We start from the raw sequence: 14,834 nt of genomic DNA, 5'->3' as shown, positions 1-14,834 counted from the left end.
CGCCAGCGTATTGGCGATGCCCGCCGCGGCGCAGACGATCGCGATCACCGGCGGTACCGTCGCGATCGGCGACGGCTCGGCGCCGATCGAGCGCGGTACGGTCGTGATCGCGAACGGCCGCGTCGTCGCGGCGGGCGCGGGCGTCGCGGTGCCCGCGGGCGCCGAGGTGGTCGACGCCACGGGCAAATGGGTCACGCCGGGCGTGGTCTCGGCGATGACCGACCTGTCGCTGGTCGACGCCGACGGCGTGTCCGAGAGCAACGACGCGGGCGCGCGCACCTCGCCGTTCAAGGCGTCGCTCGACGTCTCGTTCGCGGTCAATCCGGCGGGGGTGAAGATCGCCAACGAGCGCCTCGGCGGCGTGACCCGCGCGATCGTCGCGCCCGAGGCGGGCGGGTCGATCTTCGCGGGGCAGGGCGCGGTGATCGATCTCGGCAGCGACCCCGACGCGCTCACCCGCGCGCGCGCCTTCGAATATGTCGAGCTGGGCGAGGACGGCGGCAAGCTCGCCGGCGGCAGTCGCCCCGCGGCCTGGGCGCTGCTGCGTGACGCCTTCCAGCAGGCGCAGGACTATCGCCGCGATCCCAAGGCGTTCGACGGTCGCTCGCGCGACTCTCTGGTGACCCGCGGCGACGCCGAGACGCTGGGGCGCGTGCTCGACGGACAGCTGCCGCTGCTGGTCCATGTCGAGCGCGCCGCGGACATCCGCCAGGTGCTCGGGATGGCGCGCGACTATCCCAAAGTGAGGCTGGTGCTGGTCGGCGTCGCCGAGGGCTGGCTGGTGGCGCGCGAGATCGCCGCCGCGCGCGTGCCGGTGATCGCGCACGCGCTCGCCGATCTGCCCGCCAGCTTCGAGAGCCTCGCCGCGACCGAGTCGAACGTGGGGCGGATGCGCGCGGCGGGGGTGCAGGTCGCGTTGGCCGCGACCGGCGCGTCCGGCGGCGACCACGTGCTGCGCCAGTTCGCGGGCAACCTGGTGGCGATCACGCGCGTGCCGGGCGCGACCGGGCTCGACTGGGGCCAGGCCTGGGCCTCGATCACCAGCGGCCCCGCCGAGGCGATCGGGCTGGGCGGCGAGATCGGGTCGCTGCGCCCCGGCCGTCGCGCCGACGTGGTGCTGTGGGACGGCGACCCGCTCGAGCTGTCGTCGGTCCCGGTGGCGACCTGGATCGACGGCCGCGCGCAGCCGATGCGCTCGCGCCAGACCGAGCTGCGCGACCGCTACCTGACGCCGACCGAGGGCGCGCTGCCCAAGGCGTACGAGCGGCGGTGAGGGGCGAATCCTCCCCGGCACGGGGAGGGTCGTGCAGGTCGCTATGTCCCCCGGACATGGCTGAAGTTGCCGGGGGCAACTCTACCCGCGCGACAGCAGCAGGCTGGTGGAGGGGATCGCCTCGAGCGCGCCGGCTCGCGCGCGGAGATCCCCCTCCACCACTCGCCTAGGGCGAGCGGTCCGCCTCCCCGCGAGCGGCGAGGATTCGAGGTGCTCCTAGCGCTATCCCACCCTCCCCATTGAAACCGCGGCGCGTCTCCCGCATTCAACGCGCCACATGACTTCCCCCGCACGCTCGCTCGGCGACAGCTTCGCCACCGTCCCCGTGCCCGAGGGGGCGGGGTTCTGGCGCAAGTTGATGGCCTTCGTCGGGCCGGGCTGGCTCGTCGCGGTCGGCTATATGGACCCGGGCAATTGGGCGACCGACATCGCCGGCGGCTCGGCGTTCGGCTACACGCTCCTCTCGGTCGTGCTGCTGTCGAACCTGATGGCGATCGTGCTCCAGGCGCTCTCGGCGCGGCTCGGCATAGGCGCCGGACTCGACCTCGCCCAGGCGTGTCGCCAGCACTCGTCGCGCCCGCTCGCCTGGCTGCTGTGGGGGCTGGCCGAGATCGCGATCATCGCCTGCGACCTGGCCGAGGTGCTCGGCACCGCGATCGCGCTCAAGCTGCTGTTCGGCCTGCCGCTGGTCTACGGCGTGGTGGTCACCGCGCTCGACGTGTTCCTGATCCTCGCGCTGCAGCGCTACGGCTTCCGCCGGCTCGAGGCGTTCATCGCCAGCCTGCTGATCATCATCGCGGGCTGTTTCGCCTTCGAGCTGTTCTGGGCAAACCCCGATTGGGCGCAGGCGGCGCGCGGGCTGGTTCCCTCGCGCGAGGTGGTGGCCAACCCGGCGATGCTCTACATCGCGATCGGCATCTTGGGCGCGACGGTGATGCCGCACAACCTCTACCTCCATTCCTCGATCGTGCAGACGCGCGCTTATGGCAGCGGCGCGCGTGACCGGCACGAGGCGCTCAAGCTGGCGACGATCGACTCGACCGTCGCGCTGGGGCTGGCCTTCTTCATCAACGCCGCGATCCTGATCCTGGCGGCGGCCGCTTTCCACACCGCGGGGCGCACCGCGGTGGCCGAGATCGAGCAGGCGCACGAGCTGCTGTCGCCGATGCTCGGCGTCGGCGCGGCGAGCGCGGTGTTCGCGGTGGCGCTGCTGGCGAGCGGGCAGAACTCGACCGTGACCGGCACGCTGGCCGGGCAGATCGTGATGGAGGGCTTCCTCGACGTGCGGCTGCCGGTGTGGCTGCGCCGGCTGGTGACGCGCGCGATCGCGATCGTGCCCGCGGTGCTGGTGGTGGCGGCGATGGGCGATCGCGGCGCGACCGAGCTGCTGGTGCTGAGCCAGGTGGTGCTGAGCCTGCAGCTGCCCTTCGCGGTGATCCCGCTGGTGGCCTATACCGGCAGCCGGCGGCTGATGGGCGAGTTCGCCGCGCCGCGCTGGCTCGGCGTGACGGCCTGGGCGATCGCGGCGGTGATCGTCGGGCTCAACGGCTATCTGCTGTGGGGGATGGTGGCGGGTTGAGCCCGTTACCCGACGCCGCGTCGCGTCGGCGCGTGGAAGTCGGGGGGCTTGTCCGCGATCCAGCCGAGGAAGCGCGCGATCGCGGGCCAGTCGCGGATCGAGTCGAGCGTGCCCGCGCGCGCGAGGGCAGCATTGTCCGCCGCGGCGTGGATCGCGCGGTGGCAGATCGGGTGGAGCGGCACGGTGTCGCGCCCGCCCTCGCTGCGCGGTACGACATGGTGCCACTCGACGCGGCGGCCGAGCGGGCGGCCGCAGAGCGCGCAGCGTTCCAGCGGCGCGGCCTCGGTCGCGGCGCGCCGCTCGGCCTCCGCCAGTCCCTGCTTGCGCCGCACGCGTCCCGCCATGCGGCGCGGAATGTGCGGGGTGGGCGGGGTGTTCCGGCGGGGGCGGTGGCGGAGCGTAGGGTCGGCCACCGACCTACCCGCTGGCGTCATCCTGAGCTTGTCTCAGGATCCACGGGGCCGCGTGTCCAGCCGCCGCGGAGCCCGCGGCACAGTGGATCCTGAAACGAGTTCAGGATGACGGCGGGAGAAGGGGAGGGCGTGGCGCTCCTTCAACTACAGCCGCGCTCCTATGCAGGCAGGAGCACACCACGTCAGCGCCGCCGCCGTCCCCGCGCGGGTGCCGCCTGTGCCGCCAGCGCGGCGAGCAGCGCCTTGGCCGCCTCGGTCTCCGCCTCCTGCTTGCTGGTCCCTTCCGCGAGCACCTCGTCCTTGCCCACCGACGCGCGAACGGTGAAGCGCGGCGCGTGGCCCGGCCCGGCGCGCTCGACGATCGCGTAGGACGGCACCGCGCGGCGATTCGCCGCGGCCCATTCCTGCAGCGCCGACTTGGGATGCTGCGGCGCGCGCGCCTCGGTCTGGACCTTGTCCCGCCACAGCCGTCGCACCGCCGCGCGCGCGGGCGCCAGCCCGGCGGTGAGATAGACCGCGCCGAGCAAAGCCTCGACCACGTCGCCCAGCACGTTGTCGCTGTGCTGCGCGCCGTCGTCGCGCGCCTGCTTGCCGAGCCGCACGCGCACGTCCGCGCCGATCGCGCGCGCCACCTCCGCGCACACCGCGCCGGTGACGAGCGCGTTGAACCGCTTGGACAATTGCCCCTCGGGCTCGGCCGGGAACAATTCCACCAACCACTCCGCCATCGACAGCCCCAGCACGCGGTCGCCGAGGAATTCGAGCCGCTCGTAGCTGCCGCCGGCCTGGCCCTCGGCGTGGCTGCTGTGGGTCAGCGCGCGCACGAAGGGGGCAGTGTCGTCGGGGCGGACGCCGAACCGCGCCTCGACCCAGCCGGCGAGATCCTCGCCGGCGTCGCTCAAAAACCCTCCCCGATGCGGCGGAACCGCGCCGCCGAGACCCAGGTCCAGGGCTTGATCCACTCGGACGAGCCGTCGGTCGACCAGAAGGTGACCACCGCCTTGCCCTCGATCCGCTCCATCGGGATATAGCCCATGCCGACCGGCGGGGCGAAGCGGCTGTCCGCCGAATCGTCGCGATTGTCGCCCATCAGGAACACGTTGCCCGCGGGCACCTTGTACACGTCGGTGTCGTCGGCGACGGGGATGTTCTCCTGGTCGAGCACCGTGTAGCTGCGCCCGCCCGGCAGCGTCTCGCGGAAGCGCGGGTAGCGGCAGATCGGCTGGCCCTGCGCGTCGCTGTCCTGGAAGCGCGCGCCGCACTTCTCGGCGGGGAAGTTGGGGGAGAGCGGCACGATGAAGTCGGCGACCCGCTGCTTCGGGATCGCCTGACCGTTGAGGAACAGCTGGCCGTTCCGCATCTGCACGGTGTCGCCGGGCAGGCCGATCACGCGCTTGATCACGTCATGGTCGTCCGGCCCCATCGAGCGGAACACCACCGTGTCGCCGCGGGTCGGATCGTGCGCGAAGATCCGCCCCGGGATCAGCGGCACGCCCCACGGCAGCGACCAGCGCGAGTAGCCATAGTTCCACTTGGAGACGAACAGATAGTCGCCGATCAGCAGCCGCGGCAGCATCGACTCGCTCGGGATCGAGAAAGGCGAGAAGATGAAGCTGCGCAGCACGAAGACGAACAGCGCCAGCTTCAGCAGGAAGCGGATCGTCTCGGCGGTTTCCGAACGCGCGGGCTTGCCGGCGGCAATGGGGGTGGCCATGAAGCACCGCGTCGCGCAACCGTCGCGTCGCGTCAAGCGGAGCCTTGGCGCCGCCGACCCGTTGTGCGCCGCGACACGAGACAGCCGGAAGGACAGATGACATGGCGGACTGGTCGACCATCGAGGCGCTGCCGCAGGAGCGGCTCGAGACGCTCTTCGCCAATGACCCGGATCGATTGAAGCGGCTGTCGCTCGACGTCGCCGGCATCCACTTCGACTGGTCCAAGACGCACCTCACCGCCGAGGCGCTCACCGCCTTCGAGGCATTGGCCAAGTCGGTCGATCTCGCGGGCAAGCGCGAGGCGATGTTCGCGGGCGCCAACGTCAACGTCACCGAGGATCGCCCGGTCGAGCACACCGCCGAGCGCGGCGAGGGCAAGGCCGAGAGCGTCGCGCGCGCGGCCTCGTACCACGCGCGGATGCGCGGGCTGATCGACGCGATCGAGGCCGAGGCGTTCGGCCCGGTGCGCTCGATCCTCCACGTCGGCATCGGCGGCTCGGCGCTGGGGCCGCACCTGCTGGTCGACGCGCTCGGCCGCGGCAGCGACCGCTACGACGTCGCGATCGTCTCCAACGTCGACGGCATGGCGCTGGACGACGTGTTCGACGACTTCGACCCCGAGACGACGCTGCTGGTGGTCGCCTCCAAGACCTTCACCACCACCGAGACGATGATGAACGCCGAGAGCGTCGTCCAGTGGATGACCGGCGCCGGCGTCGAGGACCCGTACGGCCGCGTGATCGCGCTGACCGCCTCGCCCGAGAAGGCGGTCGAGTGGGGTGTCGACGAGACTCGCATCCTGCCCTTCTCCGAGGGGGTCGGCGGGCGCTACTCGCTCTGGTCGTCGATCGGCTTCCCCGCGGCGATCGCGCTCGGCTGGGACCAGTTCGAGGAGCTTCTCGAGGGCGCGGCCGAGATGGACCGCCATTTCCGCCTCGCCGCGCTGCACGAGAACGCCCCCGCGCTCGCCGCTTTCGCCGACCTCTATTACACCCAGGTGCGGCACGCCGAGACGCGCGCGCCCTTCGCCTATGACGAGCGGCTGCGGCTGCTGCCGAGCTATCTTCAGCAGCTCGAGATGGAATCGAACGGCAAGGGCGTGACGGTCGAGGGTCAGCCGGTCGGCCGCCCGACCGCGCCGATCACCTGGGGCGGGGTGGGCACCGACGCGCAGCACGCGGTGTTCCAGCTGCTCCACCAGGGCACGCACCTCGTACCCGTGGAGTTCCTCGCGGTGATCGAGGCGGGCGACACCTTGCCGCCCGAGCACCACCGCCAGCTGCTGCTCAACGCCTTCGCGCAGGGAGCGGCGCTGATGACCGGGCGCGCCAACGCGGCCGACCCGGCGCGCAGCTATCCCGGCGACCGTCCGTCGTCGACCCTGCTGCTGGAGCGGCTCGACGCGCGGACGCTCGGCGCGCTGATCGCCTTCTACGAGCATCGCGTGTTCGTGAACGGCGTGCTGCTGGGGATCAACTCGTTCGACCAGTTCGGCGTCGAGCTGGGCAAGGAGATGGCCAAGGCGGCGGCCAAGGGCGGCGGCGACTTCGACGCCTCCACCGCTGACCTGATCAAGCGCGCCTTCGGGGAGTGAGCCCCAGGCGGCCCGCGCCGGCCCTCTCGCGAGGACCGGCGCGGAACCGCGGTGATCAGAACGAGAAGCGCACGCCGGCGTCGTAGCGCGGGCCGAAGTTCTGGTATTGCAGCAGCTGGTTGTCGAACCGGCCGGTGGTGTAATATTTGGCGTTGAAGAGGTTGGTGCCCTCCAGGAACACCTGGGCGTAGGGCGTGACGTTCACCGCGACGCTGCCGTCGAACTGGCCATAGTCGCGCACGAAGATCGGCTCGTTGCCCGCGCCGCCGGCGAGCTCACGCAGGAAGCGCTCGCGCCGGTTGTAGGCGATGCGCGCCGAGACGCCATATTTCTCATAGAAGACCGTGGCATTCTGCGAGTTGCCGATGCCCTCCGCGGCGAACGACTGGCCGACCTGGCTGGTGTCGAAGTCGCGGTTGGTGCTGACGAAGGTGGCGTTGGCCTGGAGGCCGAAGCCGCTCAGCACGCCCGGCAGCCAGTCGAACGTGTGCACCAGGTTGAGCTCGAGCCCCTTGATGTCGAGCGAGGTAGCGTTGCGCGGGCGCCGCACGCTGAAGCGCGCGGTGTTCTGGTCGACGATCAGCCCGCCGACCGGCAGCCCGACGCCCTGCGCGTTGCCCGCGTTGCGGATCGGGAACAGTTCGTCGCCGAACAGCTGGATGATGAAATCGTCCACCTTCTTGTAGAACACCGCGGCCGACAGCGTGGTCGTGCGGGTCGGATACCATTCGAGCGACACATCGAGGTTCTTCGCCTGGTAAGGCCGGAGGCTCGGGTTGCCGCCGCTCGCGGTCAGCGTCGCCGGGCGCAGCGTACCGATGTCGAGGCTCGGCGCCAGGTCACCGATCGCGGGCCGAGTCAGCGTCTTGTAGGCGGCGAAGCGGACCTGCAGCTCCTGCGTGAAGTTGAGCCGCGCGTTCAGCGCCGGCAGGAAGTTGCTGTACGACGACTTCTGCGAGATCGGCGTGCCGGTCGGGCTGGCGAACACGCCGACGTAGATCGTCGGGTCGGTCGGCGGGTTGCCCTGGGTCGGCGTCAAATCGACCAGCTGGCGCTGGCTGCCCGACGAGGTCAGCTCGGTATATTCGTAGCGCGCGCCGACGTTGACCAGCCACGGCAGGCTGCCGAGCTCGCCCGAGAAGTCGACGTCGGCGTAGCTCGCCCACACCGTCTCCTTGACGCGCGTGCCCGGCTGCGGCGCGACGGCATAGCCGTTGGTCGCGGCGTAGCGCGCCGCCGTCGTGCCCGGCGCCAGATTGTACTTGGCGTCCAGCGCCGAGGTGGCCGCGGGGCTGGCGAGGAAGTTGAGGTATCTGAACGCGTCGTAGGTGAGGAAGGTGGTCGGCACCGAGCCGCTCGGCGCGCCCAGCCCCTTCACCGTGAAGGGCGACAGCAGCGACGAGTCCGCCAGCGTCGGATAGCCGCAGTAGACGCAGCCGACGTCGTCGCCCGAGGTGACCGCGACGTTGGTCTTGTCGCGCGTCGTGCTCATCAGGCCGAAGCGCACCGTCTGAAGCACGCCCCACGCCGGCTTCCACTCGTTGTTCCAGCGATATTCCTGCACCTTCTCGGTGACGTCGTTGCCGTTGATCCCGGCGATATGGGTGCGGCCGAGCGCCGGGTTGGTCAGCACGCCGTCCGCGAAGCCGTTGACCGTGGGGATGCCGTTCCCCTCGGCCTGGGTGAAGGAATAGGGCGTCGCCGTGCCGATCACGGTGAAATAGGAACCGCCGCCGCCCGCGTTCTTGGCGCGCGAGTAAGCCGCGTCGATCACCATCTTGAAGTTGTTGGCCGGGTTCCACTCGGCGTTGAAGCCACCCTCCCAGGTCGTCGTCTCGCGCAGTGCGCCCGAGGAGATGAAGTCGGCGTTGCCGTTGGTGGTGAGCGAGGTCACCGTGCGGTTCTCGTCGACGGTGGCGGCGGTGTAACTGGTGGGCTCGAACCAGGCGCCGAGCGCGCGCGTCTTCGAGTCGCTCTTGAACTTGTTGTACAGGCCGTCGAGCGTGAAGGTCAGCTCGTCGGTCGGCTGATATTGTGCCACCACCGTCGCGCCGAGGCGGGTACGGTCGTCGCGCGCGGTGTTCACGTCGAAGTTGCGCGGCGCGTAGACGCCCGTCGCGATCGGGTTGCTGTTCGGGCCGACCGAGCTGTTGGGCAGGTAGCCGTCGTTGCTGACCGAGGCGATCTGCGCGATGCGGCGCTGGTACGACACCGAGGCGAGCAGGCCGATCTTGCCGTCGGCGAAGGTGTCGCTGATCAGCCCGAAGCCCTGCGGGGTGAACTTGTCGCTGTTCTTCTCGTATAAGGCCTTGCCGGTGGCGATGACCTTGAAGCCCTTGAGCGCGAGCGGGCGCGGCGTCTGCACGTTGATCGTCGCGCCGATGCCGCCGCCCTGCAGCGGCGCCTGCGCGGTCTTGTACACCTGCGCGCCGCTGATCAGCTCGGCCGGGATCAGGTCGAACGAGAAGGCGCGGTTGTAATTGTCGCTGGCGAAGCTGCGGCCGTTGAACAGCACGGTGTTGAACGCCGGTCCGAGCCCGCGGACGCTGACCTGCGCACCCTCGCCGTTGGTACGGTCGATCGCGACACCGGGGATGCGCTGGAGCGACTCCGCCACGTTGGCGTCGGGGAACTTGCCGAGGTCTTCCGAGGAGATCGCGTCGAGGATGCCGACCGCGTCGCGCTTCTGCGCGGCGGAGGAAGCGATGCTGCCGCGGATGCCGGTGACGACGATGTCGCCCGACGTGCCGTCGGCGTCGGCCTGGCTGGGCGGAGCGGAGACCGCGGGCGCCGCCGCCTGCGCCAGCACCGGGGTGGCGGCGATCAGCGCGCCGATCGCGCTTCCCATGCCGCCCGAGAAAAGAAAAGCACGCGCCGTCACTTGCCGAAAGCTGGTCGCCACCGTCATCCTCCCCTATCGCAGCCACACTTGTTATGCGTGTGCTGCCGAAAAACAGTCTCACGGATATATCGGACAAATACAAGTGGGATCGATTACATAAACGGCGCCAAGACGTCGCAGCGGAGAGGTGTGAGAAGGATAATGTCGGCGAATCAACGACATGATGACGCGCCCGTGACCCAAGTCGTGGTCGTCGGCGGCGGCTCGGCGGGATGGATCGCGGCCTGTCGACTCGCCGCGCAGGCGCAGCGCACGCGCAGCGGCGTCGCGGTGACACTGGTGGAATCGGCGCGCATCCCGACGGTCGGGGTCGGCGAGGGCACCTGGCCGACGATGCGTAACACGTTGGCGAAGATCGGCATCTCCGAGACCGACTTCGTCCGTGGCTGCGACGCGGCGTTCAAGCAGGGCGCGCGATTCGCCGGCTGGACCGATGATTCGCCGGGCGAGGGCTATTACCACCCGCTCAACCCGCCCGCGGGCGCGACCGAGCTCGACCTGGCGCCGCACTGGCTCGCCCAGTCGGACGCGCCCGCGGCGGCGGACTTCGCCACCTGGGTCGATTTCCAGGCGACGCTGTGCGACGCCGGGCTCGCGCCCAAGTCGATCACCACGCCCGAGTGGGTCGGCCAGGCGAACTACGCCTATCATCTCGACGCGGGCAAGTTCGCGACGCTGCTGCGCGAGCACGCGGTCGAGCGGCTCGGCGTACGCCACGTCCTCGGCGACGTCGCGCGGGTCGAGCAGGCCGAGGGCGGGGACGTCACCGCGCTGGTGCTCGCCGACGGCGCCGCGATCGCGGGCGACCTGTTCGTCGACTGCACCGGCTTCGCCGCTCTGCTGATCGGCGGGGTCTACGAGGTCCCGTTCCGCCGCTGCGGCGACGTGCTGTTCGCCGACCGCGCCATCGCGCTCCAGGTGCCGTACGACAGCGAGGACGCGCCGATCACCTGCCACACCGTCTCCACCGCGCAGGCGGCGGGGTGGATCTGGGACATCGGGCTGTGGACCCGCCGCGGCGTCGGCCATGTCTACAGCAGCGCGCATATCGGCGACGACGAGGCCGAGGCCGCGCTGCGCCGCTATGTCGGCCCCGCCGCCGACTCGCTCACCGCGCGCCGCATCACCATCGACGGCGGGCATCGCGAGCGCTTCTGGCAGAACAACGTCGTCGCGGTCGGGCTGTCGGCGGGGTTCATCGAGCCGCTCGAGGCCTCGGCGCTGATGCTGATCGAGGCGTCGATGGACGCGATCGCCGACCGGCTGCCGCGCACGCGCGGCGCGATGCACGTCGCCGCGCGCCAGTTCAACGCCGCCTTCACGCACCATTGGGCGCGCATCATCGAGTTCCTCAAGCTCCACTATGCGATCACCAAGCGCACCGACACCGACTTCTGGCGCGACAATGCCTCGCCCGCGACCTGGCCCGACGGGCTGGCCGAGCGGCTCGAGCTGTGGCGCACGCAGCCTCCCGCGCCGCAGGACTTCGAGCATGCGCGCGAGGTCTTCTCCTGGCCGAGCTACCAATATGTGCTCCACGGCATGCGGTTCGACGCGCATTACGCCGCGATCGACCCGGGCGCGCCCGAGAGCGCGCTGGCACGACGCCATCTCGCCCGCGCCGAGCGCGCGCGCGCCGATGCCATGCAGCGGCTGCCGCGCCACCGCGACCTGATCCGCGCGGTGCGCGAGCACGGGTTGCAGGCGGTGTGAGCGGCCTGGTCGCGCTCGATCCCGCGCGCCACGGTGCGCTGCGCTTCGACGCGGCGGCGGCGGGGCGGGGGCGCGCGATCGCGCAGCTCGGGCGCGGCGAGATCGCGCTGGCGGCGTGCGACATGCCGCTGTGCTTCGCCAAGGACGCCGGCACCGGCCGCTTCAACCTCGTCGCGCTGATGGCGCTGGGCGGCGACAACCTCTTCGCCGGCGGGGACGGCTTCCACGCCACCTACATGCCCCAGGCGGTGCTGCTCGGCGCCTTCCGCCTCGCCGAGGGCGGCACCGGGCTCGCGATCGATCCCGCCGACGCGTCGCTCGGCGCGCGCGGCGCGGCGCTGATCGAGCGCGGCGCGGCGACGTCGTTGGTGAGCGAGCTGCGCGACGCCTTGCGGCGACTAGTCGCGGACGTCGCCGCGGCGCACGCGTTGGCGGGGGCGCTCGCGCGGCACCGGCTGCTGCGGCCGTGGCGACTGGTGCTGCGCCGCGCCAACGCGCGCGAGCACGCGCTCGACGGGCTCTACACGATCGACGAGGCGGCGCTCGCCGCACTCGACGAGGCGGCGGTGGTGGCGCTCCACCGTGACCGGGCGCTCGCCGCGGCGGCGGTGATCGCCGCCTCGCGCCACCAGCTCGAACGACTGCGCCAGCTCCACGACGCGGCGCATCCGGGCGACCGGATCGCCGCGGGCGAGCTGCCGCCGGGCGACTGACCCGCGCGCCGCGGCTCGACAACCACGTCCTATAGTGTATTAACGCAGCATGGCAGCGCTCAGCAGCGACGACTCGCCGGTCTACCTCCGGCTACGCGGCACGATCGCCGCGGCGATCCTGCGCGGCGACTATGCCGCGGGCGACCAGCTTCCTTCGGTGCGCGCGCTCGCGGCCGAGCACGGTGCCAACCCGCTCACCGTCGCCAAGGCCTATCAGAGCTTCCAGGACGACGGCTATGTCGAGGTGCGCCGCGGCGTCGGTATGTTCGTGCTGGCGGGGGCGGCGGAGCGGCTGCGGCGCGCCGAGCGCGAGGATTTCGTCGCGCACCAATGGCCGCGCATCCGCGAGCGGATCGACCTGCTCGGGCTCGACGCGACCGACCTGCTCGAACGAGTCGCCGGCTGAGGCGTTGTCGCGCATGATGCGACGCCTGATCTCCCTCGCGGCCTGCGCCGCGCTCGCCGCCTGCCAACAGCAGCCCGACCAGCCCGGCAACACGGCGCCTGTCTCCGCGCCCAGCGCGTCGCCCAGCGTCGCCGCCACGCCGGTCGCGGCGCTGGTGCGCTACGTCGGCCACTATCCGACCGACGCGGTGGAGGGTGGCAGCAGCTTCCTCGCCGATCCCGCGGTGCGCGCGGCGACCGCGGCGGCGGTGCCCGACGCGGCAGTGCGCGCGCGCGTGCTCGACAGCGACGTCACCGCGACGCCCATCGCTGAGGTCGACGGGCGCGTGCTCTCCTACGGCTGCGAGCCGCACAATTGCGGGCCGCACAATTGGACGATCGCGCTGACGCCCGACGGCGGCTCGGGCGCGGTCTGCTACTACGACGAGGACCGCAAGGTGGCGCGCTGGTACCCCGAGGGCGCGGGGCCGAACCCGGCGAGCGGGTGCCCGTCGGGGGAGTGAGCGGGCTGCCTGGGGCCTAGGTGCTCCGCGCGGCGACGTCCGTTCCCCGGGACAGGTCGTGGCCCAGGGTGCGAAGGCCGGGTGAGTCTCACCGGCGCCCCCAACTGACCCCCGGCCTTCGCCGGGGCACGCGGAGGAGGTCGTTGGGTACGCTCTCCTCATGCCGGCCCGGCGGACGCCGGGGCCCAGGCGGGGGACGTCATTGAGACACACGACGGCCGTCCCACCTGGACCCCGGCGTGGCCGGGGTGACGCCAGGAGGAGGCGGAGCTCATTCTCTCCGCCCCTCGTCCACCATCCTCTCGCCTAGAACGCCCCCGCGGGCAGCGCGTACAGCACCTCCGCGCTCGCGCTCGCGGCCGCTTCCAGCCCCAGCGCCTCGGGCACGATCTGGTCGAGGTAGAAGGCGCAGGCCGCGCGCTTCACCGCGTCGGCCGCGGGAACCGCCGCCTGGCGCTCCATCAGCCAGCCGCACGACGCGACCGACAGCATCGTCAGGAAGGGATAGCTCGCCGCCTGGCGATCGTCCGCGCTCGCCCCCTGGAGCCGCCGCCCGACCGCCTCGCAGGCGTCGACCAGCCGCGCCAGCGCGGGGTGGCGCGCTTCGCGGCGCAGGTCCGCGATCAGGTCGGCGAAGGCGCCGCCGTTGGCGAGCGAGAGCTTGCGCCCGACCAGGTCGGCCGCCTGGATCCCGTTCGTCCCCTCGTAGATCGGCGTGATCCGCGCGTCGCGGAAGAACTGCGCCGCGCCGGTCTCCTCGACGTAACCCATCCCGCCGTGGACCTGCACGCCCAGGCTCGCCACCTCGTTGCCGAGATCGGTGGCGTGCGCCTTGGCGAGCGGGGTCATGATCTCGAGCCGCTCGCGCGCCTTGGCGTCGCCGAGCGTGGCGCGATCGACCTGGCCGCAGGCGTAATAGACGAGCGCGCGCGCCGCCATGGTCTGCGCCTTCATCCGCAGCAGCATGCGGCGCACGTCGGCATGCTCGACGATCGCCGCGGGGGCGCCGTCGCGCGCGCCCTGGACGCGGTCGCGCGCATAGGCCGCGGCCTTCTGCGTCGCGCCCTCGGCCACCTGCACGCCCTGGACGCCGACGTTGAGCCGCGCGTTGTTCATCATCGTGAACATCGCGCGCATCCCGCCATATTCCGGGCCGATCAGCTCGCCGACGCAGTCGCCATGGTCGCCGAACGACAGCACGCAGGTGGGCGAGGCGTGGAGCCCGAGCTTGTGCTCGATCGACACCGCGCGCACGTCGTTGGGCGTGCCGTCGAGCCGCACCTTGGGCACGAGGAACAGCGAGATGCCCCGCGTCCCCGCGGGCGCGTCGGGGGTGCGCGCGAGCACGAGATGGACGATATTGTCGGTGAGGTCGTGGTCGCCGAAGCTGATGAAGATCTTGGTGCCGCTGATCAGGTACGTCCCGTCGCCCCCCTCCTTCTCAATGGGCGTGGCGGTGGTGCGCAGCGCGCCGACGTCGCTGCCCGCCTGCGGCTCGGTCAGGTTCATCGTGCCGGTCCAGGCGCCGCTGGCGAGCTGGGGCAGGTAGGTCGCCTGCTGCTCGGGCGTGCCGTGATGCGCCAGTGCCTCGATCGCGCCGACGGTGAGGATCGGCGCGAGCGCGAAACCCATGTTGGCGGTGCCGAGCGTCTCCAGCACCGCGGCCTGGATCACGAAGGGCAGCCCCTGGCCGCCCCAGCGCTCGTCGACCCCGATCGTGCCCCAGCCACCCTCGACATAGGCCTGGTAGGCGGCGCGATAGCCCGCGGGCATCACCACGCCATCGGAGGTCCAGCGCGCGCCGATCCGATCGCCCGCGGTGGCGAGCGGCGCCCATTCGCCCTCCGCGAACGCACCGATGCCCTCGAGCACCGCCTCGACCGTGTCCGCGCTGGCGGCGGCGAAGCGCTCGTGCGCCGCGATCTCGTCGAGTTTGACGACATGGTCGAGCACGAAGCGCTGGTCGGCGATGGCGGGCGCGAAGGTCATTTCTCTCTCCTGTGTGCCCTCGCTATACCCGCCGC

Annotated in this window: 12 protein-coding genes; 7 read left to right on the top strand and 5 right to left on the bottom strand. The window is 71.5% G+C overall.

The features are described from left to right. Nucleotides 1–16 precede the first annotated feature (16 nt). Both K7957_RS07175 and K7957_RS07170 read left to right on the top strand, forming a co-directional pair. Nucleotides 17–1,273 carry an amidohydrolase family protein gene (locus tag K7957_RS07175; protein WP_223011769.1) on the top strand — a complete coding sequence of 419 codons (1,257 nt, stop codon included), beginning with the start codon at nt 17–19 and terminating at the stop codon, nt 1,271–1,273. A 277-nt stretch (nt 1,274–1,550) separates the two neighbouring features. After that, a complete protein-coding gene (locus tag K7957_RS07170) occupies nt 1,551–2,852 on the top strand; it encodes an Nramp family divalent metal transporter (RefSeq protein WP_223011304.1) in 1,302 nt (433 codons plus the stop codon). A 5-nt stretch (nt 2,853–2,857) separates the two neighbouring features. On the opposite strand, the gene K7957_RS07165 is transcribed toward K7957_RS07170, so the two are convergent. The 3 genes from K7957_RS07165 to lepB all read right to left on the bottom strand — a co-directional run bounded on the left by K7957_RS07165 (nt 2,858) and on the right by lepB (nt 4,979). Continuing rightward, complete coding sequence (locus tag K7957_RS07165; RefSeq protein ID WP_343228336.1) at nt 2,858–3,184, bottom strand: HNH endonuclease; 327 nt, start codon at nt 3,182–3,184, stop codon at nt 2,858–2,860. Between the two features lie 263 nt (nt 3,185–3,447). After that, entirely contained in the window at nt 3,448–4,167 is a 720-nt protein-coding gene (rnc, locus tag K7957_RS07160) for a ribonuclease III (RefSeq protein ID WP_246616831.1), read from the bottom strand. Further along, nucleotides 4,164–4,979: a signal peptidase I gene (gene lepB, locus K7957_RS07155; protein WP_223011302.1), complete on the bottom strand. Its 816-nt coding sequence runs from the start codon at nt 4,977–4,979 to the stop codon at nt 4,164–4,166. The genes rnc and lepB overlap by 4 nt, the downstream gene beginning before the upstream one ends. Before the next feature lie 101 nt (nt 4,980–5,080). Here lepB and pgi point away from each other — a divergent pair, with 101 nt between their 5' ends. Beyond that, nucleotides 5,081–6,574, top strand: a complete 1,494-nt coding sequence (pgi, locus tag K7957_RS07150) for a glucose-6-phosphate isomerase (protein ID WP_223011301.1) — start codon at nt 5,081–5,083, stop codon at nt 6,572–6,574. Between the two features lie 55 nt (nt 6,575–6,629). On the opposite strand, the gene K7957_RS07145 is transcribed toward pgi, so the two are convergent. Then, nucleotides 6,630–9,476: a TonB-dependent receptor gene (locus K7957_RS07145; protein ID WP_223011300.1), complete on the bottom strand. Its 2,847-nt coding sequence runs from the start codon at nt 9,474–9,476 to the stop codon at nt 6,630–6,632. A 141-nt stretch (nt 9,477–9,617) separates the two neighbouring features. On the opposite strand from K7957_RS07145, the gene K7957_RS07140 reads away from it, so the two are divergent. The 4 genes from K7957_RS07140 to K7957_RS07125 are packed head-to-tail and all read left to right on the top strand — an operon-like array spanning nt 9,618 to nt 12,810. Then, nucleotides 9,618–11,189, top strand: a complete 1,572-nt coding sequence (locus tag K7957_RS07140; RefSeq protein WP_223011299.1) for a tryptophan halogenase family protein — start codon at nt 9,618–9,620, stop codon at nt 11,187–11,189. Beyond that, nucleotides 11,186–11,902, top strand: a complete 717-nt coding sequence (locus K7957_RS07135; protein ID WP_223011298.1) for a SapC family protein — start codon at nt 11,186–11,188, stop codon at nt 11,900–11,902. The genes K7957_RS07140 and K7957_RS07135 overlap by 4 nt, the downstream gene beginning before the upstream one ends. 49 nt (nt 11,903–11,951) lie before the next feature. Continuing rightward, nucleotides 11,952–12,308 carry a GntR family transcriptional regulator gene (locus tag K7957_RS07130; RefSeq protein WP_183921807.1) on the top strand — a complete coding sequence of 119 codons (357 nt, stop codon included), beginning with the start codon at nt 11,952–11,954 and terminating at the stop codon, nt 12,306–12,308. A 13-nt stretch (nt 12,309–12,321) separates the two neighbouring features. Then, the gene (locus K7957_RS07125) at nt 12,322–12,810 is read left to right on the top strand and encodes a hypothetical protein (RefSeq protein ID WP_223011297.1); all 489 of its coding nucleotides are present in this window, start codon (nt 12,322–12,324) and stop codon (nt 12,808–12,810) included. 306 nt (nt 12,811–13,116) lie between these two features. Here K7957_RS07125 and K7957_RS07120 read toward each other — a convergent pair whose 3' ends face one another. Continuing rightward, nucleotides 13,117–14,799: an acyl-CoA dehydrogenase family protein gene (locus K7957_RS07120; RefSeq protein WP_223011296.1), complete on the bottom strand. Its 1,683-nt coding sequence runs from the start codon at nt 14,797–14,799 to the stop codon at nt 13,117–13,119. Nucleotides 14,800–14,834: the final 35 nt, after the last annotated feature.

The sequence above is a fragment of the Sphingomonas yunnanensis genome, from assembly GCF_019898765.1.
In the GTDB taxonomy this organism is placed as follows: Bacteria; Pseudomonadota; Alphaproteobacteria; order Sphingomonadales; family Sphingomonadaceae; genus Sphingomonas; species Sphingomonas yunnanensis.
The sequence above is the reverse complement of the archived record's forward strand: the minus strand, read 5'-3'. Positions and strand labels throughout refer to the sequence as shown.